The organism is Taklimakanibacter deserti (genome assembly GCA_003574785.1).
This window is the reverse complement of the sequence record QORU01000004.1, coordinates 297978-324358: the sequence shown is the minus strand read 5'-3', so window position 1 is coordinate 324358 and position 26381 is coordinate 297978. Positions and strand designations below refer to the sequence as shown.

Sequence of the window (26381 nt, the reverse complement as noted above, 5' to 3'; positions counted from 1 at the left end):
TGCTTCTGCAAATTCATCAAGACCTTGCTGTGATTGAGCGATTTGACATTTGCGCGGTCGGTGCAAGGTCGCCTAATATTGTTGCACTGCGATAAAGTTATGCAGGATGATCTCGATGTGCCCAGTCTTTGGGCGACATCCGCAAAGGAGACGATGATGGATCTGGGCATTGCCGGACGCACGGCGATTGTTTGCGCATCGAGCCGCGGGCTCGGCAAGGGCTGCGCCTTCGAGCTGGCGAAAGCCGGCTGCACGCTGGTGGTCAATGGCCGCGACAAGACGGCGCTAGAGGAAACGGCGCATGAGATCGAGGCCGGCACCGGCACCAAGGTCATCCCGGTCATTGCCGATGTCGGCACGAAGGAAGGCCAGGCCAGGATCCTCGGTGCCGTTCCCCAGGTCGATATTCTGGTCAACAATAATGGCGGCCCGCCTTACCGCGACTTCCGGCAGATCGACCGCGAGGCCCAGCTCGCGGGCCTCATCAACAACATGGTGAGCCCGATCGAGCTCATCCAGGCGGTCATCGACAAGATGGTGGAGCGGCGCTTCGGACGCATCGTCAATATCACCTCGGGCTCGATCAAGGCGCCGATCGCCGGCCTTGATCTGTCGAGCGGTGCGCGACTCGGGCTGACCGGCTTCCTCGCCGGCGTGGCGCGCTCGGTGGCGCATGCCAATGTCACGATCAATTTCCTGCTGCCCGGCTCCTTCGACACGCGCCGGCTCAATGACGGGCTCGCCAAGGCGGCAGAGGCGCAAGGTGTGGGGATCGACAAGATCCGGGCCGAGGAAGAGGCGGCCATCCCGGCGAAACGCTTCGGGACGCCGCGCGAATTCGGCAAGGCCTGCGCCTTCCTGTGTTCGGCGCATGCGGGCTATATCACGGGTCAGAATCTGCTGATCGACGGCGGCGCCTATCCGGGCGTAATGTGATGGAAAGGAGCCGCCGATGACCGTCGAAGCGCTGAAGCAAGGCCATGTCGCCGTCATCACCGGCGGCGCGTCCGGCATCGGACTCGCCGCCGCCAAGAGCTTCCTCGAGCGCGGCCTCAAGGTCTGCATCGCCGACAAGGATGCGGAGCGGCTGATGCAGGCCAGTGGCGCGCTCGCCGCGGCAGATAATTGCATCGTGGCGCCTTGCGACGTCGCCGAGCCAGAGGATCTGAAGAAGCTGGAACGGACGGTGCGCGATCATTTCGGCCAGATCGACGTGCTGATGAACAATGCCGGCATCCAGCCCGGCAGCCAGATGTTCGGTCCTTATGCCAATTGGGATCAGGTGATCGCCGTCAATCTGTGGGGCGTCATCAACGGCACGCGCATTTTCGCGCCCAACATGATCGCGCAAGGCACGCCCGGCCTCATCATCAATACCGGTTCGAAACAGGGCATCACCACGCCGCCGGGCGATCCGGCCTATAATGTCTCCAAAGCCGGGGTGAAGGTGTTCACCGAGGCGCTGCAGCATGAGCTTCGCTCGCTCAAGGACTGCAAGCTTAAGGCGCATCTCCTGATCCCGGGCTTCGTCTTCACCGGCCTGACCGCCAAGGGTCGCAGCGAGAAGCCGGCCGGCGCCTGGACGCCCGAGCAGACGGTCGATTTCATGCTGGCGAGCCTCGAGCGCGGCGACTTCTATATATTATGTCCCGATAATGAAGTGGCGCGCCCGACCGATGAGAAGCGCATCGCTTGGGCTGCGGGCGACATCATCGAGAACCGGCCGCCTTTGTCGCGCTGGCATCCGGACTATGGCGAGGGCTTCACGCGGTTCCTCAACGAGCCGCCGGGAGGCCGCAATGGCTGAGCGGCCGGAGGCCCTGCAGGACTTCCTCGCGTCGCTGCGCAGCGAGATCGGCCAGCGGCAATGGGGAGCGGCCGCCGGGCGCTGCCTGTGGCGCGTCTTCGACGCCTTGGACCGGGCTCGCCCAGTCGCGGCGAAAACGCCGGCCCGATTGCCGGCCTGCGCCTATCTGGGCGACGCGCTGACGACGGCCCGCGCGGCCGGTCCGTCGCTGGCGAAGATCGCCGATGCCTTCGCCGCCTTGGAGCCGCATCTCACCTGGACGCGGCGCGCCAGCGCCGATCAGACGGCCAGCGCCAATTTCACCGACGGCCATGCCAATGCGATGATCGTCGGCCCGAATGGCTATGAGCCGCGCGATGATGTCTGGGTCGGGGTCAGCCTGCTCGCTCCGGACGTACGCTATCCCGATCACCATCATGCGCCGGAGGAAGTCTATCTCGTGCTGTCGAAGGGCAGGTTCCGGCAAGGCGAGGACGACTGGTTCGAGCCCAGCATCGGCGGCAGCTTCTACAACACGCCCCATATCAAGCATGCGATGGCATCCGGCAGCACACCGCTCTTCGCCGTCTGGTGCCTGGCGCCGGCCACATAGATTTCAAAGGGAGACGCATCATGGATCTTGGCCTCAAAGGACTGAACGCGCTGGTGACCGGCGGAACGAAAGGCATCGGCCGGCGCGCCGCCGATATCTTCGCCGATGAAGGCGCCAATGTCGCGGTCTGCGCCCGCAACAAGGGCGAGGTCGACGCCGCCGTCGCCGATCTCGGCAAGAAGAAGGTCAAGAGCTTCGGCCAGGCGATCGATGTGAGCAACAAGGCGGAGCTCGAGAGCTGGATCGCGGCCTCAGCCTCGGCGCTGGGCGGCATCGACATCCTGGTCGCCAATGTCTCGGCACTCGCGGTCGATCAGAGCGAAGAGGCCTGGCAGAAGCAGTTCCAGGTCGACATGCTGCACACGGTGCGCGCCGTCAATGCGGCACTGCCCTATCTCGAAAAGTCCAAGTCGCCTTCCATCGTCGTCGTCTCGTCGGTCTCGGGCCGCGAGGTCGATTTCACCGGCCCCGCCTATGGCGCCTTCAAGGCGGCGCTCATCCATTACGCCCAGCGCATGGCTTTCGAGCTTGCGCCCAAGATGATCCGCGTCAATGCCGTCTCGCCCGGCAACACCTATTTCGCCGGTGGCGTGTGGGAACATATAGAGAAGAACATACCCGATCTCTTCAGCAAGGCGCTGGCGCTCAACCCGACCGGACGGATGGCGACGCCGGAAGAGATCGGCCGCGGCATCGTGTTCCTGGCGAGCCCGGCTTCGAGCTTCACCACGGGGACCAACCTGGTGATCGACGGCGCGCTGACGCGGGGTATTCAGTTTTAGTTAAAAGACACCCTCATCCGCCCTTCGGGCACCTTCTCCCGCAAGCGGGAGAAGGGGATACTGGGCACGAGCGAGGGTGACTTTATGGAAAACTTATACGGCGCCCCTGTTTCACGAATGGAATTTTGATGCCTTAAGCGCGATCTAGCCTCCGACAAGGAGGCAATCATGCTCGATATCCTTTATCTCGGCTTAGGCGTTCTCATCTTCGCAGGGCTCGCGGCCTATGTGCGCCTGTGCGAGCGCATCTGAGGGCCATTCCCATGACGTCTGAAGCCTTCATCGGGTTGATCGTCGCAGGCGGCCTCATCGCCTATCTCGTCTACGCGCTCGTCCATCCCGAAAAATTCTGAAACTTCTATCTCATCAGGTGATGCCATGATCCTTGCCGGCTGGCTGCAGATCATTCTCGTTTTCGCGATCGTCATCGCCGCGGCCTGGCCGCTCGGCATCGGCATGGCGCGATTGTTCACGCGCGCCGAGCCCCTGGCGTTCGAGCGCGGCCTCTATCGTGTTGCCGGCGTCGATGCCCGCAAGGAGCAGAGCTGGGCGAGCTACACGCTTGCCATGCTGTCGGTGAACCTTTTGGGCTTCATCGTGCTCTATCTCCTGCAGCGCGTGCAATATTACTTGCCGCTCGACCCGCGGGGCTTCGCCGGCACCAGCGAGCATCTCGCCTTCAACACGGCGTGGAGCTTCGTCGCCAACACCAACTGGCAGTCTTATGGCGGCGAGACGACGATGAGCCATTTCGTGCAAATGGCGGGCCTTACCGTGCAGAACTTCCTTTCGGCCGCGACCGGCATCGCGCTTGCCGTCGCGGTGACGCGCGCTTTTGCCCGCTCCGAATCCAAAACCTTGGGCAATTTCTGGGTCGATTTCACGCGCTCGACCGTCTATGTGCTGCTGCCTTTGGCGATCATCGTCGCTACGGCCTTCATCCTTCTCGGCGTGCCGCAGACCTTGCAAGGCTCGGTCGAAGCGACAACGCTCGAAGGCGCCAAGCAGGCCATCGCCCTCGGCCCGGTGGCGAGCCAGGAAGCGATCAAGCAGCTCGGCACCAATGGCGGCGGCTTCTTCAATGCCAATTCCGCGCATCCTTTCGAAAATCCCAATGCCTGGTCGAATTATCTGTCGATCTTCGCCATGCTGGTGGTCTCGGCCGCCATGCCGGTCATGTTCGGCCGGATGGTCGGCGACATGCGCCAGGGCAGGGCGTTGCTCATCGTCATGCTGGTTATGCTCGGCGCCGGGGCCGCAGCCGTCTACTGGGCCGAAGCCTATGGCAACCCGCTGCTTTCGCAGTTCGGATTAGACTCGGTAGCGAACATGGAAGGCAAGGAAGTGCGCTTCGGCCTCGCCATGTCCGCCCTCTATGTGGCGGTGACGACGGGCCTCTCCTGCGGCGCGGTCAATGCCATGCATGCGGCACTCACCCCGCTCGGCGGCCTCGTGCCGATGTTCCTCATGCAGCTCGGCGAGATCCTGCCCGGCGGCGTCGGCTCCGGCCTCTATGGCATCATCGTGATGGCGCTGATCAGCGTGTTCGTCGCCGGTCTCATGGTCGGCCGCACGCCCGATTATCTCGGCAAGAAGATCGAAGCCAAGGAGATGAAGCTGGCGGTGCTCGCCATCCTCGTCCTGCCGCTCGTCATATTGGGCTTCACCGCCGCCTCGGCGATGCTGCCCATGGCCCTGTCGAGTCTCGCCAATAGCGGCCCGCACGGCCTCTCCGAGATCCTCTATGCCTTCTCCTCGGGCGCCGGCAACAACGGCTCGGCCTTTGCCGGCCTCAACGCCAACACACCCTGGTTCAACACCACCCTCGGCATCGCCATGGCGCTCGGCCGCTTCGCTTATGTCGTGCCGGTGATGGCAATCGCCGGATCACTTGCCGCGAAGAAGAAGATTCCGACCACGCTCGGCAGCTTCCCCACGCATGGCGCTCTCTTCATCGGCCTCCTTATCGGCGTGATCTTGATCCTCGGCGGCCTGCAATATTTCCCCGCTCTCGCCCTTGGCCCGATCGTCGAGCACTTCGCCATGCTCGCCGGCAAGACCTTCTAATCGGAGTCTTCTCCATGTCCAAGAAACACGCAAACCCCTCGCTGTTCGATCGCAAGATCACGCTCGAAGCGATGAAGCAGGCGTTTGTCAAACTCTCCCCCAAGCACCTCGCCCGCAACCCGGTGATCTTCGTCACCGCCGTCGTCGCCGCCCTGGTGACGGCCATGTGGCTGCGCGACTTCATCGTGGGGAACGGTGTCGCCCTGTTCTCAGGGCAAATCGCCGCCTGGCTGTGGTTCACCGTGCTCTTCGCCAATTTCGCCGAAGCGGTGGCCGAGGGCAGGGGCAAGGCGCAGGCCGATGCCCTGCGCCGCACCCGCACCGACACGGTGGCGCGCCGCCTGCTGCAGCCCGATGAGCGCAACGATCTCTTCGAGAAGATTTCCGCTCTCGAGCTGCGCCAGGGCGATGTGGTGATGGTTTCGGCCGGTGAGGTCATCCCCGCCGACGGCGAGATCCTGGAAGGCATCGCCTCGGTGAACGAATCGGCGATCACCGGCGAGTCCGCACCTGTCATCCGCGAATCTGGCGGCGACCGCTCGGCTGTTACCGGCGGCACGACCGTGCTGTCGGACTGGATCAAGGTGAAAGTCACAGCCGCGCCCGGCTCGAGCTTCCTCGACCGCATGATCGCGCTGGTCGAGGGCGCGGAGCGCCAGAAGACGCCGAACGAGTTGGCTCTGTCGATCCTGCTCGCCGGCATGACGCTCATCTTCATGTTCGTCGTCATGTCGCTGTGGGGCATTGCCGGCTATTCGGCGACCTTCCTGTCGATCACCGTGCTGGCCGCCCTCCTGGTGACGCTCATCCCGACGACGATCGGCGGCCTCCTGTCGGCGATCGGCATCGCCGGCATGGACCGGCTCATCCGCTTCAATGTCATCGCGACCTCGGGCCGCGCCGTCGAAGCGGCGGGCGACGTCGATACGCTGCTCCTCGACAAGACCGGCACCATCACTTTCGGCAACCGCCTGGCGACGGCCTTCCTGCCGGTGCCCGGCGTCAGCGAGCAGGCGCTTGCCGAGACATCGCTCTTGGCCTCGCTCGCCGATGAAACGCCGGAAGGGCGCTCGATCGTGGCGCTGGCGAAGGGCAATCATCACGTCGCCGAGCCGAAGCTTGCCGGCACCAAGGCGGTCCCCATCGCCTTCTCGGCCGTCACCCGCATATCGGGCGTCGATCTGGGCGACCGCATCATCCGCAAAGGTGCCGTCGATGCCGTGCTCAAGCATGTGAAGATCGCCGCCAATGCAGCGCCGCAGGCCTTCCGCGACGCGGTGGACCGCATCTCGCGCACCGGCGGCACGCCGCTCGCCGTCGCCGAGAACGGCAAGCTCATCGGCGTCATCCATTTGAAGGACGTGGTCAAGTCCGACATCAAGGAGCGCTTCAACGCCTTGCGCCACATGGGCATCAAGACGGTGATGGTGACGGGCGACAACCCTGTCACCGCCGCCGCCATCGCCTCGGAAGCGGGCGTCGACGACTTCATCGCCGAGGCAACGCCCGAGGACAAACTCGCCTATATCCGCGCCGAACAAGCCAAGGGCCGGCTCATCGCCATGTGCGGCGACGGCACCAATGACGCGCCGGCGCTGGCGCAGGCCGATGTCGGCGTCGCCATGCAATCGGGCACGCAAGCGGCGCGCGAGGCCGGCAACATGGTCGACCTCGATTCCAATCCCACCAAGCTCATCGAGATCGTGGAGATCGGCAAGCAGCTCCTGATGACGCGGGGCTCGCTCACCACCTTCTCGATCGCCAATGACGTCGCCAAATATTTCGCCATCATCCCGGCGCTGTTCGTCGTGACCTACCCGGAGCTCGGCGCGCTCAACATCATGGGGCTCGCTTCGCCCGAGAGCGCCATTCTCTCGGCGGTGATCTTCAACGCGCTCATCATCGTGGCACTCATCCCGCTCGCCCTCAAGGGTGTCGCCTATCGCGCCGTCGGTGCGAGCGAGCTCCTGCGCCGCAATCTTCTCATCTATGGCCTGGGCGGCATCATCGTGCCGTTCATCGGCATCAAGGTCGTCGACATCGTCGTCTCGGCCCTGCATCTCGTGTGAAGGAATAGACCATGCTTTCGCAACTGCGTCCTTGTCTCGTCCTGTTCGCCTTCCTCATGTTTGTGACGGGGATCGTCTACCCCTTTGCCATGACCGGCGGCGCGCAGCTCCTGTTCCCGTCGAGCGCCAATGGCAGCCTCGTCGTCGACAACAATGTCGTGCGCGGCTCCGAGCTCATCGGCCAGAGCTTCGCCGCCGACAAATATTTCTGGCCGCGTATTTCGGCCGCAGGCGCGGGCTATGACGCCGGCGCCTCCTCCGGCGCCAATCTCGGCCCGACGTCGAAGAAGCTTCTCGACCGGATCGCCGCCGATGCCCAGCGACTGAAAGCGGCGGATGGCGTTTCGTCGCTCCCGGCCGACTCGGTCACGAGCTCGGGCAGCGGCCTCGATCCCGACATATCGCCGGCCTACGCGCTCATCCAGGCGAGCCGCATCGCCAAGGCGCGCGGTATCCCCGAGGACAAGGTCAAGGCCCTGGTCGAGGCGCAGGTAAAAAAGCCCGTGCTGGGTATTTTCGGCGAGCCGCGCGTCAATGTGCTCGAGCTCAACAGGGCCCTTGACGCCGTGGCACCCGGGTAGAACATAGGTTCAAATGCCGCAAGACCCTGAACTGCGTCCGTCACCCGATGCGCTGTTGAAGCTCGCCGGGAAGGGCGCGCGCGGCAAGCTCAAGGTCTTTCTCGGCGCATCGCCGGGCGTCGGCAAGACCTACGCCATGCTGTCGGGGGCGAGGCGCCTCAAGGCGGAGGGGCGCGACGTGGTGGTGGGGCTCGTCGAGACCCATGGCCGGGCCGATACCGCGGCCCTTCTCGAAGGGCTCGAGGTCCTGCCGCGCCGGCCGGTCGCCTATAAGGGCCGCACCCTCATGGAGTTCGATGTCGATGCCGCGCTGGCGAGGCGGCCCGACCTCATCATCGTCGACGAGCTCGCCCACACCAACGCGCCCGACAGCCGGCATCCCAAGCGCTTCCAGGATGTCGAGGAGCTGCTCAATGCCGGCATCGATGTATGGACGGCGCTCAATATCCAGCATGTCGAGAGCCTGTCGGACGTCGTTTCGGGCATCACCGGCATCACCGTGCGGGAAGTGGTGCCGGACACGGTCATCGAGAAGGCCGAGGAAGTCGTCGTGGTCGACATCACGCCCGATGAATTGCTGGCGCGACTGAAGGACGGCAAGGTCTATCTGCCGGAGAATGCGCGCCGCGCCGCCGACAATTTCTTCAAGCCCGGCAATCTCACGGCCTTGCGCGAACTGGCGCTCCGGCGTACCGCCGACCGCGTCGATGACGAGATGGTCGATTATCTGCGCCAGAACGCCATCGAAGGACCGTGGCCGACGGCGGAGCGCATCCTGGTCTGCGTCGGACCCGATCTCCAATCGCAGACCGTCATCCGGGCCGCGAGCCGCCTCGCCAGCGGGCTCAATGCCGGCTGGGTCGCGGCCCATCTCGACCACATCGGGCGCGAGCCGCGCGATCCGGACTCGGTCAGGCGCGTCGAGGAGGCGCTGAAGCTCGCCGCCCGGCTCGGCGCCGACATCTCGCGGCTTTCGGCGCGCGACCTTCCGAGTGAGGTCCTGCGCTATGCCAAGCGCCAGAACATCACCCAGATCGTGCTCGGCCGTTCGCGCGCTTCGTGGCTGAAACGGCTCTTCGGACGGTCGCTGTCGGACGAGATCACCAAGCAGGCGGAAGGCATCGCCATCCACATCGTGACGCCGCCCAAGGGCAAGGTGCCGTTCTTCCGCTGGCCGCGCCCGATGATCCAGGCCGCAGCACTTTTCGCCGCTCTGGGCGCGGTGGCGCTGGCGGTCGGTCTCGGTCTTTACACGTTGCACGCGAACTGGCTGAAGGCGCCGGCGATCTCCATGTTCTTCCTCGCCGCGGTTCTGCTCTGCGCCAACCGCTTCGGCACCGGCAGCGCGCTCATCGCGTCCATACTCTCCTTCTTCACCTACAATTTCTTCTTCATCGAGCCCACCTATACATTCACCGTCGCCAGCCCGCATGAGCTCCTGGCGCTCACCGTCTTCCTGCTGGTCGCCATCATTACCGGCGGGCTTTCGGGCCGGGTGCGCGAGCAGTCGGACGCCGCCGGCCGGCGCATCTTCCAGACCCAGATGCTGTTCGACTTCTCGCGCAAGCTCTCAGGGACCGCGACGCTCGACGACGTCCTGTGGGCGGTCGCTTCGCAGACGGCATCCGCGATCAAGGGCGAGACGATCGTGCTCCTTGCCGAAGACGGCGAACTCGTCATCAAGGCCGCGTTTCCGCCCGAGGACACGATGGGCGCCAGCGAATGGACGGCGGCGCGCTGGGCGCTCACGCACCGCGAGCCCGCGGGCCTCAGGACGACGACGCTGCCCAATGCGCATTTCATGTTCCGGCCGCTCACGACGCCGCGCGGCGTCGTCGGCGTGATCGGCTTGAGGCCCGGCGCCGACGGGCTTTCGGCCGAGGACGAGCGTGTCGTCGAAGCGCTCATCGACCAGACGACGATCGCGATCGAGCGCACGCTGCTGGTCGGCGACGCAGCCCGCGCCGAGGCCGCGGCCGAGAGCGAGCGCCTGCGCTCGGCCTTGCTGTCCTCGATCTCGCATGACCTGCGCACGCCGCTCGCGACCATCCTCGGATCCGTGACCAGCCTCAGGAGCCTCGGCGGCAAGATGCCGGGCGAAGCCCGTGACGAGCTCCTTGCCGCGATCGAGGAGGAGACGCGGCGCATGTCGCGCTTCGTGACCAATCTCCTCGACATGACGCGCATCGAAGGCCCTCATCTCGAGATCAAGCGCGACTGGGTCGATCTCGGCGATGTCGTCAGGGCGGCGGCGGCGCGGGCGCGCGCCGCCTGGCCCGAGCGCACGATCGAGATCACCATCGAGGCGGGCCTGCCACTCGTCCATGGCGATGCTGCGCTCCTCGAGCAGGTCATGTTCAACCTCTTCGACAATGCCAACAAATATTCTTCGGCCGGAACGCCCACGAAGGTGACCGCCAACCGATATGGATCCGAGATCGTCGTTTCGGTGAGCGATGAAGGGCAGGGGATACCTCCGCAAGATCTCGAGCGCGTCTTCGACAAGTTCTACCGGGTGAAGCAGGATGACGGGCGCGGCGCCGGCGTCGGCCTCGGCCTCGCCATCTGCCGCGGCATCATCACGGCCTTGGGCGGCAGCATCAGCGCGGCAAGTCCGACCGAGAGCGGGCGCGGCACACGCATCACCATCCGCCTGCCGCTGCCGGCGGGCGAGGGCAAGGCTTGAAGCTCACGCCGGTCCCGGATCGGGCGGTAAAAGGATTGGAGAAGGGAACAATTCTCATGGGCCATCGAGGTCGGTGGAGACCCGGATTCAGGGATTTGCAGGGATTTTCAGGGAATTTTGAAAAAAAGAATCTCGCTCAAGCAATACCAATAAGTTAGCGCGTCGGAGCAGGGAAAAGCAGGGAATTCGCGGGACCGTCATTGATCGTTTCCAGCATTGCAAGATTTCCTATCGCCCGCATTCAAAGTCTTATGTTTTTTGAAGCTCGCTAGTGTCCGCATGCTGCCGTGACTTCCGATACATAGTTTCTCACGCTGATATTTCCCAAATCCCACGGCTTGGCCCGCGATAGCAAGAGGGAAGTTGGCTTCGAGGCTCCCTGGCTCAAGACCGGGTTTAGTATTTCTCATTCCGCGATGCCGAAAACCTCAATGGTTGCGGCGTCGGCTCTCGGTTTACCCATTTGCCTCAACGCAGCCGGCCGCCGCACTTGACGCCAGCGCCGGCGATGCGATGCGAAAGGAAAATGGGACATGTTGGCATCGATCACACGGAATTTTGCACGCGCGGCGGGACTCGCCGCGTTGACGGCAGGCTTGAGCCTCGCCCTCGGCTCCACTGCCTTTGCCGGCGAGACCTTGGAAAAGATCAAGGCGCGCGGCACGATCAAGGTGGGCGTCGGCACGTCGCCGGGCTTCTTCGCGCCCGACAGCAATGGCCGCTGGAACGGCTTCTTCGTCGATTTCGGCCGGGCGCTCGCGGTCACGGTCTTCAACGATCCGGAGAAGGCGGAGTTCACCTCCTCCTCGCCGCAGCAGCGCCTGCCGGCGTTGCAAGCGGGCGAGTTCGACATCCTCCTGTCCGGCGTCACCCAGACCATCACCCGCGCCTTCAAGCTCGGCTTCCATTTCGGCCCGGTCGTCTTCTATGACGGGCAGGGCCTCCTGGTGAACAAGTCGCTCGGCGTCAGCAAGGGTACCGATCTCGACGGCGCCACCATCGGCATCCAGAGCGGCACCACCGGTGAGCTCAACATCGCCGACTTCTTCCGCAAGACCAAGAAGACCTTCAAGCCGGTGGTCATCGAGGACACGAAGGAATTCATCCAGGCGCTCGACACCGGCCGCGTCGACGCCCTGACGCAGGACGCCTCCGATCTCGCCATCAAGCGCACCCAGCTCGCGAAACCCGACGAGTATGTGCTGCTGCCCGAGCGCCTCTCCAAGGAGCCGCTGGTGCCGGCTATCCGCGGCGGCGACGACGAGTGGCTCGAGATCGTCAACTGGACGGTCTATGCGACGATCCAGGCGGAAGAGCTCGGCATCACCAAGGACAATGTCGACAGCTTCCTTGCGAGCGAGGATCCGGCGATCAAGCGCTTCCTCGGCACTGATCCCTCGCTCGGCGAAGCGATCGGCCTCGATCCCAAATTCGCCTATAACATCATCAAGGCGGTCGGCAATTACGGCGAGATCTTCGAGCGCAATATCGGCAAGGCGACGCCGGTCGGCTTCGAGCGCGGCTATAACCAGCCCTGGACCCAGGGCGGCCTGCTCTATTCGCCGCCGTTCCGCTGATCGTGCCGCGGGCTTTCATGTCATCGAGGGGGCGACCGGGCGGTGCACCGCCCGGTCTTTCATCTTTTCGTGCCTGGCTCGGCCAAAAGCCACTGCTGCAGCTCGGCGGTCTCGCCGTCCTGATCGCGTTCGCAGCCTATCTCGGCCACAACCTGATCAGCAATATGGACCGCGTCGGGATCACGCCGGGCTTCGGCTTCCTCTGGCGGCCGGCCAATTTCGAGATCGGCGAGAGCCTGATCGCCTATTCCTCGCAAATGAGCTTTGGCCGCGCCATCCTGGTCGGCGCCCTCAACACCCTCATGGCCTCTTTCGCAGGTTGCGTCTTCGCGACGGCGCTGGGCCTGATGCTCGGCATAGCGCGGCTCTCCGGCAATCCGCTGCTTGCCGGTCTGGTCAAGGCCTATGTCGAGGCGGTCCGCAACACGCCGCTCCTCTTACAACTCTTCTTCTGGAGCGCCACGGTCCAGTCCCTGCCGGCCATCCGCCGCGCCTTCGAGCCGCTGCCCGGCGTGCTGTTCAGCAATCGCGGCGTGTTCCTGCCGTCGCTCACCTCGGCGACCGGCGGCTGGACTGTCGCCCTTGCCATTTTCGGAGTCATTCTCGGGGGTTGCTGGCTTTTGCTCAGTCATCGCCTGAAGGACAATCCGCGCCAAAGGCTGAAGGGGCGGATCATGTTGCTGCTTGCCGCGTTGGCGGGGCTCGTGCTGGTCGCGTTCGCCGGCGGCCTCACCATCGAGTGGCCGGAAAGGAAAGGCTTCAATGTCACGGGCGGGCTATCCAGCACGCCTGAATTCGCCGCCCTCCTGTTCGGGCTCGCCATCAATGCCTCGGCCGGCATCGCCGAGATCGTGCGCAGCGGCATAGAGGCCGTGCCCAACGGGCAAGCGGAGGCGGCGCGCGCCATGGGCCTGCATCAGGGCCAGATCCTCAGGCTCATCGTGCTGCCGCAGGCGCTCCGCATCATGATCCCGCTCCTCACCTCCAACTATCTGAGCCTCACCAAGAATTCGAGCCTCGCCGTCGCCATCGGCTATCCGGACCTGGTCAGCATCATCAACACGACGGCCAACCAGACCGGCCAGGCGCTGGAGGCGATCCTGATCATGATGGCGATCTATCTCTCCATCAACCTCACGGTGTCGCTGCTGATGAACCATTATCACGCCCGCCACGCCCTCATCACCCGCTGACGCCATGATCGATCAATCGAAGCCGCTCGCCCGGCAGTTCTTCGGCACGCCGCTCAATGCCGCCATCACCGTCGCCGTCTCGGCCGCACTGGTGCTGATCGCCGTGCCGCTCCTGCGATGGGCGCTCATCGATGCGACCTGGACGGGAACGGCCGAGACCTGTGCCGCCGGCACCGGCGCCTGCTGGGCCTTCATCGGCGAAAAATTCCGCTTCATGCTTTTCGGCCTCTATCCGCGCGAGCGCCAGTGGCAGGCCATCACCGCGACACTCCTCATCGCGCTGCCGGTGGTCGCAACCGCCATACCGCGCTTCTGGCATCGGCAGCTTTTGACGCTCTGGCTCCTGTCGATCGTTTCGGCCATCGTTCTCATGTCCGGCTGGATCTCCGGCTCGTCGATCTCGACCCAGCTCTGGGGCGGCTTTCCGCTGACCTTGCTGCTCGCCGTCCTGGGCTTTGCCGGAGCGTTTCCGCTCGGCGTCCTGCTCGCCCTCGGCCGGCGCTCACGGATGGGGGGCGTGCGCATGCTCTCGATCGGCTTCATCGAGGCGATGCGCGGCGTCCCCATCATCGCCGTGCTCTATGTCTCGACCCTGCTGTTCCCGCTGATGCTGCCGGCCGGCGCCTCGATCGACAAGCTGCTGCGCGTCCAGGTGGCGCTCATCTTGTTCGTCTCGGCCTATATCGCCGAGATCGTCCGGGCCGGACTGGAGGCGGTCCCCAACGGCCAATATGAGGCGGCGCAATCGCTCGGCCTGTCGGCGGCCCGGACGCTGCGCCTGGTGGTCCTGCCGCAGGCCTTCCGCGCGGTCATTCCGGCCTTCGTGACGCTCGGCATCGGCATCTTCCTCGACACCTCGCTGGTGAGCGTCATCGGGCTCTTCGATTTCCTCAACACCGCGCGGGTAGCCACGACCGACACGCAGTGGCTCGGCTTCTATCACGAGGCCTATGCGGTGACGGCCGCGGTCTATTTCGCCTTTGCTTACGCTGCCTCGCGCTACAGCCTGTGGCTCGAGGCTTATCTTCGACCGCTGACGGTGGAGAAAGAGAAGGATTCGCGGGCGAGCGTCGAATCGGTGGCGCAAAGGCTGCAGACGGTCAGTTGACGCGGGAATAGGCGCTGGTGGCGAGGCTTCCGCAGAGGCTCGCCAGCGCCAGCCAGAAGAGGCTCGCCGAATAGGTGTCGATGCCGAAAGGGTGCCTGGCGCCGCAGAGCGCCATGGCGAGATCGCAAATGGCCGATTTACTGCCGGCGCAGACCACTGCCTGGCTCCAGCCCATATAGCCATTGGCGATCACTTGCCGGAAGACGACCCACCACCAGGCGGCGGCGAGAATGAGCGCCGCGAGGCCGAGCGCCGCCAGAATGAGCGAGACCCGTCTGCCGGTCACGACGGGACCCGGTCTTCCACGATGGCCAGGTCATCGAGGCCGAGCTCCTGCGCGATCTGCCGGCGCAGTTTGATGATTGTCGGCTGGTCGCGCCGGCGCGGATAATCGAGATCGACGCGCACCTCATGCACAAGGCGCGCCGGCCGGTCGCTCAACAGGATCACGCGCGAAGCGAGGAGAAGTGCTTCCTCGATGTCATGGGTGACGAGGATGGCGGTGAAGGCCTGGCGCTGCCAGAGCGACAGCAATTCCGCCTGCATGGCCATGCGGGTGAAGGAATCGAGCTTGCCGAAGGGCTCATCGAGCAGCAGGAGCTTGGGCTCGTTGACCAGAGCGCGGGCGAGCGCGACGCGCTGCGCCATGCCGCCCGAGAGCTGATGCGGATAGGCGGAAGCGAAATCCTCCAGCCGCACCAGAGCGAGGGCGTCATCGACGCGCCCGCGCTGCTCATCGAGAATCCCTTGCGCCTCGAGGCCGGTGGCGACGTTCTTCCAGACGGTGCGCCAGGGAAACAAGGTCGGGTCCTGGAAGGCCAGGATGCGCGAGCAATCGGGGGCCGAGATGGGCCGGCCATCGGCATGGATTTTCCCGCGGGCCGGCTTTTCGAGGCCGGCGAGGAGCCTGAGCAAGGTCGATTTCCCGCAGCCGGATGGGCCGAGCAAAGCGATGAACTCGCCCGGCGCCACGGTGAGGTCGATCGTTTCGAGGACCGGAAGGGCTTCGCCTTCGAGATCGAAATGGTGGCTCACCTTGTGGATATCGACGGCGATATTGCGTCTTTCGGGAAGCGACATCAGATGAAGCCTTTCTGCCAGCCGAGCAGGCGGTCGCGCGAGAAAAAGAGGAGCCGGACGATCGAGGCGCAGAGGAAGGCCATGATGAGGAGCGCGGCATAGACATTGGCATAGGCCGAATAGGCGGTCTGGAACTGGATGTACCAGCCGAGCCCGTATTTGGCGCCGAGCATCTCGGCGACGACCAGGACCGCGAAGGAATAATAGAGGCCCATGAACAGGCCGACGAAGACATGCGGCAGCGAGGCGGGAATCGCGATCTGGCGGATGAGATACCAGTTTTTGGCGCCGAGGATGCGGCCGACATCATAATAGGCGCGATTGACCGAGCCTACGCCCGAGGCGGTGAGGATGGCGACCGGGATGCCGGAGGCGAGCGCCACGATGAAGCAGCTCGCGGCGAAGGTGGTGGGGAAGAAAAAGAAGGTGCAGGGGATCCAGGCGGTCGCCGGCACCGGGCCGATGAGCTTCAAGACCGGCATGCCCCAATAGCTGAAGCGCTTCGACCAGCCGAGGCCGATGCCGATCACATAGCCGATGACGACGCCGCTGCCGAAGCCGATGGCCCACAGGCGCAACGTATAGAGGATGCAGAGGAGGAGGCGCTGCCAGTCGACCACATAGACATTGAGCAGGCCTTGCGGCGGCGAGAAGAAGGGTTTCGGCAACCAGCCGAGCTTGGCGGTGGAGAGCTCCCAGAAGGTGAACCACAGGCCAAGGGCGATGAACCATGGCCCATAATGGATGAGGGTGCGGCCGGCGGCGCCCAGATGATGGACGCTGACCGACAGCATCGCCAGAAGAGCGGCGCCCACACCGACAAGGATGGCGAAGAGACGCGTGCCGCCCCATGGAATGACATCGGGAAGAGCCAAGGTCACGATCGCGGCCAGCGCCCAGGCGCCGGCCGCAAGCAGGCCATTCGTCCAGATCGCAGAGACCGGCGAACGCTCGATCTGTGTGTTGAGCGCATCGAATTGTCCGGTTTCGGTCCGATGCGCCAGCGCGCCTTCCTCTATCGTTTGTACCGCATCGCTCATATGCGTCAGGCGAAGATATCCAGGGTGATGCGGTTGGCGAGCTCGGCCGGATCGGTCGCGGGCTCGATCACCTTGGTGAGCTTCAGGTCCTCGATCGAGAGACGGATATGCTCGATGAGCTCCTTGCCCACCGGGTGGTTGTGGAAGACGATGGTCGAGAGGTTCTTGGTCAGATCCTCATGCGAGATGCCGGGCTTCAGGTTCTCGACATACCATTGCGCCACCTCATCGGGATGATTGGCGGTATATTCGTGGATCTCGAGATTGGCGGCGGCGACACGCCTCACTGCGTCCTTGTTGGCCTCGAGGAACGGCCCATTGGCGCCGAGGACACAGCACACGCGGCCTTCATAGACACCGGTCTGAGTGTCGGCGAGCTGCACGAGATTGTGCTGCTTCTGGATCGCATAGGCCCAGGGATCTAGATGCGCGGCGGCATCGGCATCGCCGCGATTGACCGCCTCACCCAGGAGATCGAAGGGGAAGACCTGCCAGGTGAAATCCTGCTCGGGATCGAAGCCGGCCTTGGCGAGCGTCACCGCGAAGGCGATCTTGGGCGGTGAGCCCGGATCATAGATCGCGATCCGCTTGCCCCTGAGCCCAGCGAGATCGGTGATGCCGGAAGCGGGGGAGGCGAGGAGCCTCTGGCAGCCGCCATGCGAGCCGACGAAAAGCTTCACGTCAAAACCCTGCTCGAGCGGTTTCAGCCAGTCGAGCACCAGGCCTGCACCGACATCGGCCTTGTTGGTGGCGAGCGCCTGGATGAGCGTCTGGCCGCTGGCGCCCTGATAGAAGAGCTCGACGTCGACATTGTGCCTGGCATAGAAGCCCTTCGCCAGGCCGAAGCCCAAGGGCGAATGGCAGGCGGCGACCTCGGTCCAGGCGAGGCGCACCTTGGGCGCGGGGCCGGCGATCGCCGGCGCATAGAGCTTGGCTCCGGCGAGACCCAGAGAGGCAGCCGCACCCGCGGCGCCTGAAACCTTGAGAAGCTTGCGACGAGAGATGGTCATGCGATGTCTCCTTGTTGTCAGGCAGCGCGTGGAACCTTGGGCGAGACATCCGCCCGGCCCGCCTTGTCGAGGGCCTGGCTGATGTCGGCGATGATGTCGTCGGGATGCTCGATGCCGACCGAAAGCCGCACATAGCCGGGCGTCACGCCGGCGGCGAGCTGCTCTTCGGGCGAAAGCTGCTGATGCGTGGTCGAGGCCGGGTGAATGGCGAGCGAGCGCGCATCACCGATATTGGCGACGTGATAGAGGAGCTTCAGCGAGTCGATGAATTTGCGGCCCGCCTCGATGCCGCCCTTGAGCTCGAAACCGACAAGCGCGCCATAGCCGCCTTTCAGATATTTGTCGGCGCGCTGGCGCGGCTTACCGGTCTGCAAGCCCGGGAAGATCACATGAGCGACGTCCTTGTGATGAGACAGGAATTCGGCGACCCTGATCGCGTTTTGATTATGCTGGCGAATGCGCAGAGGCAGTGTCTCGAGCCCCTGGATGAACTGCCAGACATTGAAGGGCGAGGCGGCGGCCCCGATGTCGCGCAAGAGCTTGACGCGCACGCGCAAGAGATAGGCGATGGGCCCCAAGGGCTTTGTGGCCTCGGTCCAGACGGCGCCGTGATAGGCAGCGTCGGGCTCGGTCAAGAGCGGGAAGCGCTCGGCATGGGCTTCCCAGGGGAAATTGCCGCCATCGATGATGACGCCGCCAATCGAGGTACCGTGGCCGCCGATATATTTGGTGGTCGAATGAACGACGACCGCCGCACCATGATCGAAGGGCCTGAGGATCAGAGGTGAGGCGGTGTTGTCGATGATGAGCGGCACGCCCAATTCGCGCCCGATCGCGGCAACCTCGGCGACCGGAAAGACATGCAGCTTGGGATTGGGCAGCGACTCGGCATAATAGGCACGGGTCTTCGCATCGGTGGCGCGGCGGAAGTTTTCGGGATCCGCCGGAGCGACGAAGCGCACCTCGACGCCGAACTGCTTCAAGGTCTGGGAGAAGAGCGTGACGGTGCCGCCATAGAGATCGGTCGAGGACACGATATTGTCGCCCGCTTGCGCGAGGTTCAGCACCGAATAGGCGGAGGCCGCCTGGCCTGAAGCCAGCGCCAAGGCGGCGACACCGCCTTCGACCGCGGCGATGCGCTGCTCGAAGGCGTCCTGGGTGGGATTCTGGACGCGGGTATAGATGTTGCCGATCTCCTCCAGCGCGAAGAGGCGGGCGGCGTGGCCCGTGTCTTGGAACTGGTAGGAGGTCGTCTGATAGAGCGGCACCGCAACGGCGCCCGAGACCGGGTCCGAACGATAGGTGCCGCCATGCAGCGCCAGCGTCTCGGGATGCTTGGTGTCGGCAGTCATTTCAGTTCTCCCCTGTGCGTGACTGATCAATAAGCGGAGGCGACCGTGAGCGCGCCGTCGCGCTCTTTGGGCTCGAGAAGGTCGGCATGGTGGCGACGCGCCACGTCGGGATGGGACCTGAGCCGGCTCTTGAGATAATTCTTGCCGACATCGCGGAAGAGCGGGTTCCGCGGATCCTGGGTGACGCCTTGCGCAGCGCGCGCGAGATGCGGCGGCAGATCGAGGACGGGAATGGTGGCGTCGAGCCTGGCACCGAAGAAGAAGGGCACCGAGAGGCGGTCGGCGCCGGCGGGCGGCGAGACGACGCGATGCACATTGGCGCGTAAATAGCCGTTGGACGCCATTTCGAGGACCTCGCCGATATTGATGACGAAGGTCCCCGGGATCGGCGGCGCCGCGATCCAGCCGGACTTGCCCTCGACCTCGAGGCCCGACTGGACGTCCTGGAGGAGGACGGTCACGAAACCGCTGTCCTTGTGGGCGCCGACACCTTGATCGCCGTCGACCTTCTCGCGGCCCGGATAGCGCACGATCTTGAGAAGCTGGTTGGGGGCAGGTTTATAGATTGGCTCGAAGATATCCGCCGGCTGCTCCAGCGCCTCGGCGAAAGCGCGCGTGATGCGGATGGCGAGCGCCGTCACCTGGTCCAGATAGTTGAGGACGATCGGCTTGAGCGAAGGCAGAGCGGCGGGCCATTGATTGGGGCCTTGCAGCCTCGTCCAGGGCGGCGCTGCCGGATCGATCGGGCGCGCCGGCAATTCGCGGCCGATATCGATCTGCTCGCGCCAGTCGGGCAAGCCTCGCGTATGCTCGAGACCGGCGCGGTTATAGCCGCGGAATTGCGGCGAGTTCACCATGCCGATGGTGAGCTTGTCTTCCTCCGGCAGCGCGAAGAAGAGACGGGATTGCACCAGCACGTCACGGATCAGGTTTTGCGGGATTCCGTGGCCCGTGACATAGAAGAAGCCGATGCCATGCGCGGTGGCGCGCAGGTTATCGAGAAAAGCCTGGCGGCTTCCCGCCTTGTCGAGCTCGGCCAGATCGAGAACGGGAAGTTTTTCCGGATGGTGATCCCTCGCCATGGCGATCCTCGTGCAATTGGGCGTTGCCGGTTGAATCGCATGGGCCGAGCCCAAGGGGCAAAGCACTTATCCTAAAGGCTTGCTGTAGATTTTTTGAAAGTTGAAAGTGCCGGCGATCTGGCCGACAATTAAGCGAGAAAAAGGAGAAGAAATGCCAGCACCTTGGAAGCATGACGGCGTGCGCGTCATCCCGGCGGGATCGCTCGACACCAATACGGCCCAGACGCCGGGCATGGACCGGCGTGCCGCCATCAATTTCGCCCGCGTCGGCGCGCAGAAATTATGGGCGGGAACCGTCACCATCCATGCCAATGCCAAGACCGGCGCGCATCATCACGGGCCGCTCGAGAGCGTCATCTATGTGGTCAAGGGCAAGGCCCGCATGCGCTGGGGCGAAAAGCTCGAATTCGTCGCCGAGGCAGGCCCCGGCGACTTCATCTATGTTCCGCCCTTCGTGCCGCATCAGGAGATCAATGCCAGCCCCGACGAGGTGCTGGAATGCGTGTTGGTGCGCAGCGACGGCGAGGCGGTGGTGGTCAATCTCGACATCGAGCCGATCGAGAAGCCGGAATCGGTCCTGTGGATCGATCCCATCCATCGTCCGCCTACGGAGCAATAGCGCCTCAGCTGGCGCGGGCGTGCAAGGTGACGCTCGGCCGGCCGAGATCGAGGCGCGGCACGTCGCTGTCCTTGCGGCCGACCTCTTCCCACAGCCAGTCGCGGAAGAACGACACCTTCGGCAGATTGAGCTTCGACTTCGGCGCCACGAGATAATAGGCGAAGCCGACCGGGCTGTGGCCGGGGAGCGGCCGCACCAGCCGTCCGCTGGCGATGTCGGCTGCGGCGAGCGTCGACTTGGCGAGCGCGATGCCGCGGCCGAGCATGGCCGCCTCGAGCACCATGCTCGACTGGTTGAAGCGAGGGCCGCGGCTCGCATCGATGTCGTGGACGCCGGCGGCGCGCAGCCACATCTCCCAGTTCGGGCAGGACGGATCGTTGTCGGGGCTCTCGTCATGCAAGAGCGTGTGGTTCTTGAGGTCGTCCGGCCGCCGCAATGGCGCGCCCGAGGCGAGCAATTCGGGACTGCAAACGGGAATCAGCGATTCCTGAATCAGCTTTTCCGACATGAGATCGGAATAGCTCCCGGCGCCATAGCGAATGGCGACATCGATGCCGTCCTTGGCGAAGTCGCACAGCTGCATGGAAGCATTGACCTTGATGTCGATCTCGGGATGCAGCACCTCGAAACGGTGGAGCCGCGGCAGAAGCCACTTGGTGGCGAAGGAGGGGGCGACGCTGATCGACAGCGAGCCGGTTTCGCCCAGCGAATCGATCGCGTCCATCGCCGCGGTGAGGAGGGCGAAACCCTCGCGGATCGAAGGCAGGCCGGCTTGGCCGGCATCGGTCATGATCAGGTTGCGGCCATTGCGCTGGAAGACGGGCATGCCGAGATGATCCTCGAGATGACGGATCTGGTGGCTGATCGCGGCCGACGTGACATGCAATTCATCCGCCGCGCCGGCAATGCTGAGATGGCGGGCGGCGGCTTCGAAGGCGCGCAAGGCGTTCAAGGACGGCAAGGTGCGGGTCATGGCAGGCTCCCCGGTTGGTTTTAAACTCTATAATGTTTATAGACTAACTATGATTAATGTTCGAAGTAAAGAACTTTCTGTAAGAAATAAAGAACAGATTTGGGATATATTCCTCCACACATGGGAAAAGCACCCGGCCAGCAGTCTGACCGGGTGTGAAGTCCTAGATCACGATCCCTTCAGATCGAAATCGATCTGAAGGGATAACGTGATCGGATTCATAGTTTGGCGCGTGATCGGACGGAAAACCGGTACCCACTTTTCCTGATCACGCGCCGAGGAGGAGAATTGCCCCGCAGTATTTTCCGGGGTCATTGCCACGACCGAAAGATTAGCAGCCTTCGCTCAGGCCGGCGTTGAGAAAAATCATGACCAAAGGAAAGTTATTTTAGCGGGGCAGGAAAGCTAACGGCAGCCGCAAGTTTAGCTCGCTTGCTTCGACTCGTTCGATGCTCAAATCCTGCGCGTATCGCTAGAGCTCGAGAGGAGGCCCTGTATGCTCGCAGCAACAGCCGAACTGAATTTCCAAACCCGCCTCGATCCGCGTGCCTATCGGTTGATCCCGAAGCTCACCTTCGCGGGCGATGTCGATAGGCTCGATCCGGCGACGGCGCGGCGCGCCTACAACCTGGCGCGCAAGCCTTATGTCTGGCCGCTCGATACGGTGGGCAATGTCACATCGATTGCGCGCAATCATGACGGCACGCCGGCCTTGCGCCTGTTCCGGCCGCTGGCACCCTTGTCGCATGAGCGCGACACCTACATCTTCTTCCATGGCGGTGGCTGGACGCTGGGCGATCTCGCCACTTATGAGCCGCTGTGCCGTCGGCTGGCGAACCGGCTCGGCGCCAACATCGTCTGGGTCGAATATCGGCTGGCGCCGGAGCATCCCTATCCCGCCGCCCTCGATGATGCCGTTGCCGCGGCACGCTTCATCTTCAGCCATGCCGGCAGCCTTGGGCTAGATCCCAACCGCATCTCGCTCTTCGGCGACAGCGCCGGCGCCAATATCGCGGCCGTGCTGGCGCTCCTCAACCGCAAATCGGAGCTCGGCTGGAATTTCGAGCGCCAGATCCTGATCTATCCTTGCCTCGACCTGACCGCGAGCTACCCTTCGCATCGCACGCTTGGCAGCGGCTATCTGCTGACGCGCGAGATCTATGGCTGGTATCGCAGGAACTACATAGGGGACCGCGATCCGACCGACTGGCGGATCTCGCCGCTCTTTGCTTCAGGCCTCAAGGATGTCGCGCCGGCCATCATCCTCAGGGCCGGCTTCGATCCTTTGCGTGACGAGGCTTCGGCCTATGCGCAAAGGCTCGAGCTCGCCGGCGTCCCGGTCCAGGAAATCCACTTCCCCGAGATGCTGCACGGCTTTCTCACTATGGGCGCGGTGCTGCCGCAAGCCGAAGCGGCGCTGCAGCAGATCGAGCGCGCCATCCGGCGGCTGGAGAGCTAGAGATAGGGCGGCGTGCAGGCGGCGACCATGACGCAATCCGTATTGCCGACATTACGGAAGCGGTGCGGCTGGTTGGAGCGGAAGAGATAGCCGTCGCCGGCCTTCAGGATCTCGGTGCGATCGCCGACGGTGAGCTCGATCTCGCCCGAGATGACGACGCCGCCTTCCTCCGCCTCGTGCTTGAGCATTTCGGGGCCCGTCTCGGCCCCGGGCTTGTAGCGGGTGCGCAGCACCTGCAGCCTGGCGATGCCGCGGCCCGGACCCACTTGCATGATCTCGCAGGCGCCGGCGGCGAGCTGCACGAAGTCGCTCCTGCGGTAGAAGATCTTCTCCATGCTCGGCAGATCGGGCGCGAAGAACTCCGAGAAGGTGAGCTTCAGCACATCGAGCAGCCGCGCCAGTGTCGCGACCGAGGGCGCGGTGCGGTTGTTCTCGACATTGGCGACGGTCGCATGAGTGAGCTCGGCGAGCTCCGCGAGCTGCCTTTGTGACAGACCAGCCTGCTCGCGCTTCAGGCGGAGCGTCTGTCCGACATCGAAATCGCTATTGATCAAGGTGTGTGCCGTCCTCATTGATGATGCGCCCCGCCTGCACCGGCCAGAGAATCTGCACGGCGCCGCCGATCGCGGGCCTCAGACCCAAGCGGCTGGTCGGCGTCTCGGCCCGCAATGCCCCGATAGCGGTGCGCATATCCAGAGTCGTGGTGCTGCCGTGATATACACAATTCTCGATCCGAGCGTCCATGACGACATTCCGATCGCCGGTGGCGCTTGAGGCGGCACCTTCAGGCCTTATGTCGATCATCTCCGGGCGCAGCGAGAAGGCGTGCCGGCCATCGAGCGCCGTCCCGGCGCCGACCGGTATCCATTGCCCGCCGATCCGGGCGCGCGTCCCGCCGCCCGACTGTTCCACCTCTTCGACGGCGAGAACATTGCTGCGGCCGATGAATTCGGCGACGAAGCGGGTCTTGGGCTTCTCATAGATCTCGTCCGGCGTGCCATATTGCACGATGCGCCCGTGATTGATGACCGCGATATGGGTCGAGAGCGACAGCGCCTCGTCCTGGTCATGGGTGACATTGACCACGGTGACCCCGACCCTCTGGTGCAGGGCTTTGAGCTCGTCCTGCAGTCTGGCACGCAATTGCCGGTCGAGGGCGGAGAGCGGCTCATCGAGCAGCAGAAGGTCGGGCTGGTAGGACAGGCAACGCGCCAGGGCCACACGCTGCTGCTGGCCGCCGGAAAGCTGTGCCGGCCGGCGGTCGGCATAGCGGGCGAGATCGACCAGCGCCAGCGTCTCATCGACCCGCTTACGGATATCCTCCGCCTTCCATTTGCGCAATTCGAGCGGGAAGGCGACATTCTGGGCGACCGTCATATGCGGAAAGAGCGCATAGCCCTGGAAGACGATGCCGAGATCGCGCTCCTCGGGCTCGAGCGGCACGAGATCGCGCCCCGACAGCACGATCTCGCCCTCGGTCGGCTTCACGAAGCCCGCGATCGCCATGAGGATCGTCGTCTTGCCCGACCCCGAGGGGCCGAGAAGGGTGAGGAAATCACCCTTGCCGATCGAGAGCGACGCGCCATCGACGGCCGCCGCCGAACCATAGCGCTTGACCAGGTTGCGGATCTCGAGAAAGCCTGCCGTCACGCTTTGGCCTCGCGCCGATAGACCGGGTCGCCCGCAATATAGGTTTCCATGACGCGCAGCCCGTCGAGCCGCTTCTTGTCCATGGTGAAGATGTCCTCCTCGAGGAGGATGAAGTCGGCGAGCTTGCCGAGGCCGAGATCGCCTTTCAGATGTTCTTCCTTGCCGCAATAGGCGCCGAGCGTCGTATAAGCCTCGATCGCCTCATAGACGCTGATCGCCTCACGCTGGTCGAGATCGGCGCCGGTGTCGGTGACGCGATTGACCAGCGAATGGATGCCGCGCAGTGGATTGGGATGGCAGACGGGCGAATCGGAATGGCCGGGCGCCACGACGCCCGCATCGATCATGCTGCGATGCGGCCACATATAGCGCATGGCTTCAGCACCGCGATTGCGGCGATAGGCATCGCCCAGGTCATAGGCGAAGCCCGAGGCCGAGGAGCAGATCACCTTGAGGCGCTTCAGGCGCTGAAGGATCTTAGGGGTCACGTTGCAGCAATGCTCGACCCTCAGGCGGTGATCATCGACGGGGTGATGATGGAGGGCATGCTCATAGGCATCGAGCACGAAATCGATGCCGCGGTCGCCGACACCGTCGGCGCCGACCAGGAGGCCCGACTGATGCGCCCTGAGCACGCGCTGCTTGAAGTCCTCGAGCTCATAGAGCAGCATGCCGCGATTGTCGTCGGGCTCGCCCAGGACCTTCTGGCCGACATAGGGGTCGTAATAGGCGGCGGTGCGGCCGCTGGTCGAGCAGTCGGGGCACCATTCGACGCCGGTCAGCCTCACCCATTCATCGCCGAAGCCGGTGCGCCAGCCGGAGCGGATGATCGCCTCGATGAGCTCGTCCTCGCGGCCCGAGGCCAGGAGGCCGACGCGCATCTTGAGATCGCCCGCCTCGCGCATCTTCTGATAGGCGATGATGCCGTGCGTGGAGCACAGGCTGTTATGGACCGAGGTGATGCCGTAAGTGGAGAAATCGGCGAACACCTTGACGAGGCCTTGGGCGAAATCGTCGGAAGAGAAATCGGCCTGGTTGTAGTTCACCACCTCATGCGCTGCGGTCTCGCGCAAAAGGCCGGTGAGCTCGCCGGTTTCGGGATGGCGGTCGAGGCGGCCGAAAGGCGGATCCTGGCTTTCTTTCGTATAGCCCACGAGCTTGAGCGCAGCACTATTGGCGAAACCCAGATGCGCGTCGCGGCGATAGAGGAAGGCGGGCCGGCCGCCCGCCGCGGCATCGAGCTCGTCCCGGGTCGGATAGCCGCCGAGGCGCAGATCGTCATAGCGGAAGCCGACGAACCAGCGGTTCCGAGGTGTGCCCTCGGTCGATTTGCGGATGAGCGCGAGGAGGTCTTCCTTGCTTGCAAGTCCCTCCGACAGGTCGGTCCAGCGGCCGAGCCTCGCGCCATGCATGTCGGGATGGCAGTGGCTGTCGATGAAGCCCGGCAAGACCGTGCGGCCGCGGCAGTCGATGACCTCGGCATGGGGGGCGAGGTCGCGCATCTCCGCCGTCGTGCCCTGCGCCGCCACGCGGCCGGCGCGGATGGCGAGCGCCTCGACGAAGTGGCCGTCGCCTTCCATGGTGGCGATCTTGCCATTGATGACGATCTTCTCGATGGGCCGGCTCTTGACCATATGGCGCTCCTCTTCTTGTG

24 protein-coding genes are annotated in these 26381 nt (G+C 64.2%); 14 read left to right on the top strand and 10 right to left on the bottom strand.

Features of this window, described 5'->3' with window-relative positions; all coding sequences use genetic code 11:
• Positions 1-156: 156 nt before the first annotated feature.
• From DS839_RS10210 to DS839_RS10155, 12 genes are all read left to right on the top strand, one after another.
• The gene (locus DS839_RS10210; protein WP_119270362.1) at positions 157-936 is read left to right on the top strand and encodes an SDR family oxidoreductase; all 780 of its coding nucleotides are present in this window, start codon (positions 157-159) and stop codon (positions 934-936) included.
• A 16-nt stretch (positions 937-952) separates the two neighbouring features.
• Positions 953-1807: an SDR family NAD(P)-dependent oxidoreductase gene (locus DS839_RS10205; protein WP_119270204.1), complete on the top strand. Its 855-nt coding sequence runs from the start codon at positions 953-955 to the stop codon at positions 1805-1807.
• Positions 1800-2399, top strand: coding sequence for a dimethylsulfonioproprionate lyase family protein (locus tag DS839_RS10200; protein ID WP_119270203.1), 600 nt, complete (start codon positions 1800-1802; stop codon positions 2397-2399). The genes DS839_RS10205 and DS839_RS10200 overlap by 8 nt, the downstream gene beginning before the upstream one ends.
• Positions 2400-2419: 20 nt before the next feature.
• The gene (locus DS839_RS10195) at positions 2420-3181 is read left to right on the top strand and encodes an SDR family NAD(P)-dependent oxidoreductase (RefSeq protein ID WP_119270202.1); all 762 of its coding nucleotides are present in this window, start codon (positions 2420-2422) and stop codon (positions 3179-3181) included.
• A 263-nt stretch (positions 3182-3444) separates the two neighbouring features.
• Positions 3445-3534 (top strand): K(+)-transporting ATPase subunit F, encoded by a 90-nt coding sequence (kdpF, locus tag DS839_RS10190; RefSeq protein WP_119270201.1) that lies wholly within the window; start codon positions 3445-3447, stop codon positions 3532-3534.
• Positions 3535-3559: 25 nt separating this feature from the next.
• A complete protein-coding gene (gene kdpA / locus DS839_RS10185) occupies positions 3560-5248 on the top strand; it encodes a potassium-transporting ATPase subunit KdpA (RefSeq protein ID WP_119270200.1) in 1689 nt (562 codons plus the stop codon).
• 14 nt (positions 5249-5262) lie between these two features.
• Entirely contained in the window at positions 5263-7317 is a 2055-nt protein-coding gene (kdpB, locus tag DS839_RS10180; RefSeq protein ID WP_119270199.1) for a potassium-transporting ATPase subunit KdpB, read from the top strand.
• Between the two features lie 11 nt (positions 7318-7328).
• Positions 7329-7898: a potassium-transporting ATPase subunit KdpC gene (kdpC, locus tag DS839_RS10175; RefSeq protein ID WP_119270198.1), complete on the top strand. Its 570-nt coding sequence runs from the start codon at positions 7329-7331 to the stop codon at positions 7896-7898.
• 13 nt (positions 7899-7911) lie between these two features.
• Positions 7912-10584, top strand: a complete 2673-nt coding sequence (locus DS839_RS10170; RefSeq protein ID WP_119270197.1) for an ATP-binding protein — start codon at positions 7912-7914, stop codon at positions 10582-10584.
• 533 nt (positions 10585-11117) lie between these two features.
• Positions 11118-12161, top strand: a complete 1044-nt coding sequence (locus tag DS839_RS10165) for an amino acid ABC transporter substrate-binding protein (protein ID WP_119270196.1) — start codon at positions 11118-11120, stop codon at positions 12159-12161.
• 17 nt (positions 12162-12178) lie between these two features.
• Positions 12179-13354, top strand: coding sequence for an amino acid ABC transporter permease (locus tag DS839_RS10160; RefSeq protein WP_119270361.1), 1176 nt, complete (start codon positions 12179-12181; stop codon positions 13352-13354).
• Positions 13355-13358: 4 nt separating this feature from the next.
• Entirely contained in the window at positions 13359-14462 is a 1104-nt protein-coding gene (locus tag DS839_RS10155) for an amino acid ABC transporter permease (protein ID WP_119270195.1), read from the top strand.
• Here the strand turns inward: DS839_RS10155 and DS839_RS10150 are convergent.
• From DS839_RS10150 to DS839_RS10125, 6 genes are read right to left on the bottom strand one after another with little or no spacing between them, the layout of a single operon-like run.
• Positions 14455-14748 carry a hypothetical protein gene (locus DS839_RS10150; RefSeq protein WP_119270194.1) on the bottom strand — a complete coding sequence of 98 codons (294 nt, stop codon included), beginning with the start codon at positions 14746-14748 and terminating at the stop codon, positions 14455-14457. The two genes, DS839_RS10155 and DS839_RS10150, sit on opposite strands and share 8 nt — an antisense overlap.
• Positions 14745-15542, bottom strand: a complete 798-nt coding sequence (locus tag DS839_RS10145; RefSeq protein WP_119270193.1) for an ABC transporter ATP-binding protein — start codon at positions 15540-15542, stop codon at positions 14745-14747. The genes DS839_RS10150 and DS839_RS10145 overlap by 4 nt, the downstream gene beginning before the upstream one ends.
• Positions 15542-16582, bottom strand: a complete 1041-nt coding sequence (locus DS839_RS10140; RefSeq protein WP_119270192.1) for an ABC transporter permease — start codon at positions 16580-16582, stop codon at positions 15542-15544. Before DS839_RS10140 ends, DS839_RS10145 begins: the two co-directional genes overlap by 1 nt.
• A 5-nt stretch (positions 16583-16587) precedes the next feature.
• Entirely contained in the window at positions 16588-17592 is a 1005-nt protein-coding gene (locus DS839_RS10135; RefSeq protein ID WP_119270191.1) for an ABC transporter substrate-binding protein, read from the bottom strand.
• A 17-nt stretch (positions 17593-17609) separates the two neighbouring features.
• The gene (locus DS839_RS10130) at positions 17610-18944 is read right to left on the bottom strand and encodes an O-acetylhomoserine aminocarboxypropyltransferase/cysteine synthase family protein (RefSeq protein ID WP_119270190.1); all 1335 of its coding nucleotides are present in this window, start codon (positions 18942-18944) and stop codon (positions 17610-17612) included.
• Positions 18945-18970: 26 nt separating this feature from the next.
• Entirely contained in the window at positions 18971-20026 is a 1056-nt protein-coding gene (locus DS839_RS10125; RefSeq protein ID WP_119270189.1) for an isopenicillin N synthase family dioxygenase, read from the bottom strand.
• A 151-nt stretch (positions 20027-20177) separates the two neighbouring features.
• On the opposite strand from DS839_RS10125, the gene DS839_RS10120 reads away from it, so the two are divergent.
• Complete coding sequence (locus DS839_RS10120) at positions 20178-20645, top strand: cupin domain-containing protein (RefSeq protein ID WP_119270188.1); 468 nt, start codon at positions 20178-20180, stop codon at positions 20643-20645.
• Between the two features lie 4 nt (positions 20646-20649).
• Here DS839_RS10120 and DS839_RS10115 read toward each other — a convergent pair whose 3' ends face one another.
• The gene (locus DS839_RS10115) at positions 20650-21618 is read right to left on the bottom strand and encodes a transcriptional regulator GcvA (protein ID WP_119270187.1); all 969 of its coding nucleotides are present in this window, start codon (positions 21616-21618) and stop codon (positions 20650-20652) included.
• Positions 21619-22114: 496 nt separating this feature from the next.
• On the opposite strand from DS839_RS10115, the gene DS839_RS10110 reads away from it, so the two are divergent.
• Positions 22115-23077 carry an alpha/beta hydrolase gene (locus tag DS839_RS10110; RefSeq protein ID WP_119270186.1) on the top strand — a complete coding sequence of 321 codons (963 nt, stop codon included), beginning with the start codon at positions 22115-22117 and terminating at the stop codon, positions 23075-23077.
• Here the strand turns inward: DS839_RS10110 and DS839_RS10105 are convergent.
• From DS839_RS10105 to DS839_RS10095, 3 genes are read right to left on the bottom strand one after another with little or no spacing between them, the layout of a single operon-like run.
• On the bottom strand, positions 23074-23631 hold the full coding sequence (locus DS839_RS10105) for a cupin domain-containing protein (protein ID WP_368911439.1): 558 nt from the start codon (positions 23629-23631) through the stop codon (positions 23074-23076). The genes DS839_RS10110 and DS839_RS10105 overlap by 4 nt on opposite strands.
• Positions 23621-24727 (bottom strand): ABC transporter ATP-binding protein, encoded by a 1107-nt coding sequence (locus tag DS839_RS10100; RefSeq protein WP_119270184.1) that lies wholly within the window; start codon positions 24725-24727, stop codon positions 23621-23623. The genes DS839_RS10105 and DS839_RS10100 overlap by 11 nt, the downstream gene beginning before the upstream one ends.
• The gene (locus DS839_RS10095; RefSeq protein ID WP_119270183.1) at positions 24724-26361 is read right to left on the bottom strand and encodes an amidohydrolase; all 1638 of its coding nucleotides are present in this window, start codon (positions 26359-26361) and stop codon (positions 24724-24726) included. Before DS839_RS10095 ends, DS839_RS10100 begins: the two co-directional genes overlap by 4 nt.
• Positions 26362-26381 lie beyond the last annotated feature (20 nt).

Bases quoted from the DNA above. Each gene is read 5' to 3' on its own strand.
- DS839_RS10115 (WP_119270187.1), bottom strand. From the start codon at position 21,618: ATGACCCGCACCTTGCCGTCCTTGAACGCCTTGCGCGCCTTCGAAGCC.
- DS839_RS10160 (WP_119270361.1), top strand. From the start codon at position 12,179: ATGTCATCGAGGGGGCGACCGGGCGGTGCACCGCCCGGTCTTTCATCT.
- DS839_RS10170 (WP_119270197.1), top strand. From the start codon at position 7,912: ATGCCGCAAGACCCTGAACTGCGTCCGTCACCCGATGCGCTGTTGAAG.
- DS839_RS10125 (WP_119270189.1), bottom strand. From the start codon at position 20,026: ATGGCGAGGGATCACCATCCGGAAAAACTTCCCGTTCTCGATCTGGCC.
- kdpA (WP_119270200.1), top strand. From the start codon at position 3,560: ATGATCCTTGCCGGCTGGCTGCAGATCATTCTCGTTTTCGCGATCGTC.
- DS839_RS10110 (WP_119270186.1), top strand. From the start codon at position 22,115: ATGCTCGCAGCAACAGCCGAACTGAATTTCCAAACCCGCCTCGATCCG.
- kdpF (WP_119270201.1), top strand. From the start codon at position 3,445: ATGACGTCTGAAGCCTTCATCGGGTTGATCGTCGCAGGCGGCCTCATC.
- kdpB (WP_119270199.1), top strand. From the start codon at position 5,263: ATGTCCAAGAAACACGCAAACCCCTCGCTGTTCGATCGCAAGATCACG.
- DS839_RS10095 (WP_119270183.1), bottom strand. From the start codon at position 26,361: ATGGTCAAGAGCCGGCCCATCGAGAAGATCGTCATCAATGGCAAGATC.
- DS839_RS10165 (WP_119270196.1), top strand. From the start codon at position 11,118: ATGTTGGCATCGATCACACGGAATTTTGCACGCGCGGCGGGACTCGCC.
- DS839_RS10140 (WP_119270192.1), bottom strand. From the start codon at position 16,582: ATGAGCGATGCGGTACAAACGATAGAGGAAGGCGCGCTGGCGCATCGG.
- DS839_RS10135 (WP_119270191.1), bottom strand. From the start codon at position 17,592: ATGACCATCTCTCGTCGCAAGCTTCTCAAGGTTTCAGGCGCCGCGGGT.
- kdpC (WP_119270198.1), top strand. From the start codon at position 7,329: ATGCTTTCGCAACTGCGTCCTTGTCTCGTCCTGTTCGCCTTCCTCATG.
- DS839_RS10120 (WP_119270188.1), top strand. From the start codon at position 20,178: ATGCCAGCACCTTGGAAGCATGACGGCGTGCGCGTCATCCCGGCGGGA.
- DS839_RS10130 (WP_119270190.1), bottom strand. From the start codon at position 18,944: ATGACTGCCGACACCAAGCATCCCGAGACGCTGGCGCTGCATGGCGGC.
- DS839_RS10145 (WP_119270193.1), bottom strand. From the start codon at position 15,542: ATGTCGCTTCCCGAAAGACGCAATATCGCCGTCGATATCCACAAGGTG.
- DS839_RS10205 (WP_119270204.1), top strand. From the start codon at position 953: ATGACCGTCGAAGCGCTGAAGCAAGGCCATGTCGCCGTCATCACCGGC.
- DS839_RS10155 (WP_119270195.1), top strand. From the start codon at position 13,359: ATGATCGATCAATCGAAGCCGCTCGCCCGGCAGTTCTTCGGCACGCCG.
- DS839_RS10195 (WP_119270202.1), top strand. From the start codon at position 2,420: ATGGATCTTGGCCTCAAAGGACTGAACGCGCTGGTGACCGGCGGAACG.
- DS839_RS10210 (WP_119270362.1), top strand. From the start codon at position 157: ATGGATCTGGGCATTGCCGGACGCACGGCGATTGTTTGCGCATCGAGC.
- DS839_RS10200 (WP_119270203.1), top strand. From the start codon at position 1,800: ATGGCTGAGCGGCCGGAGGCCCTGCAGGACTTCCTCGCGTCGCTGCGC.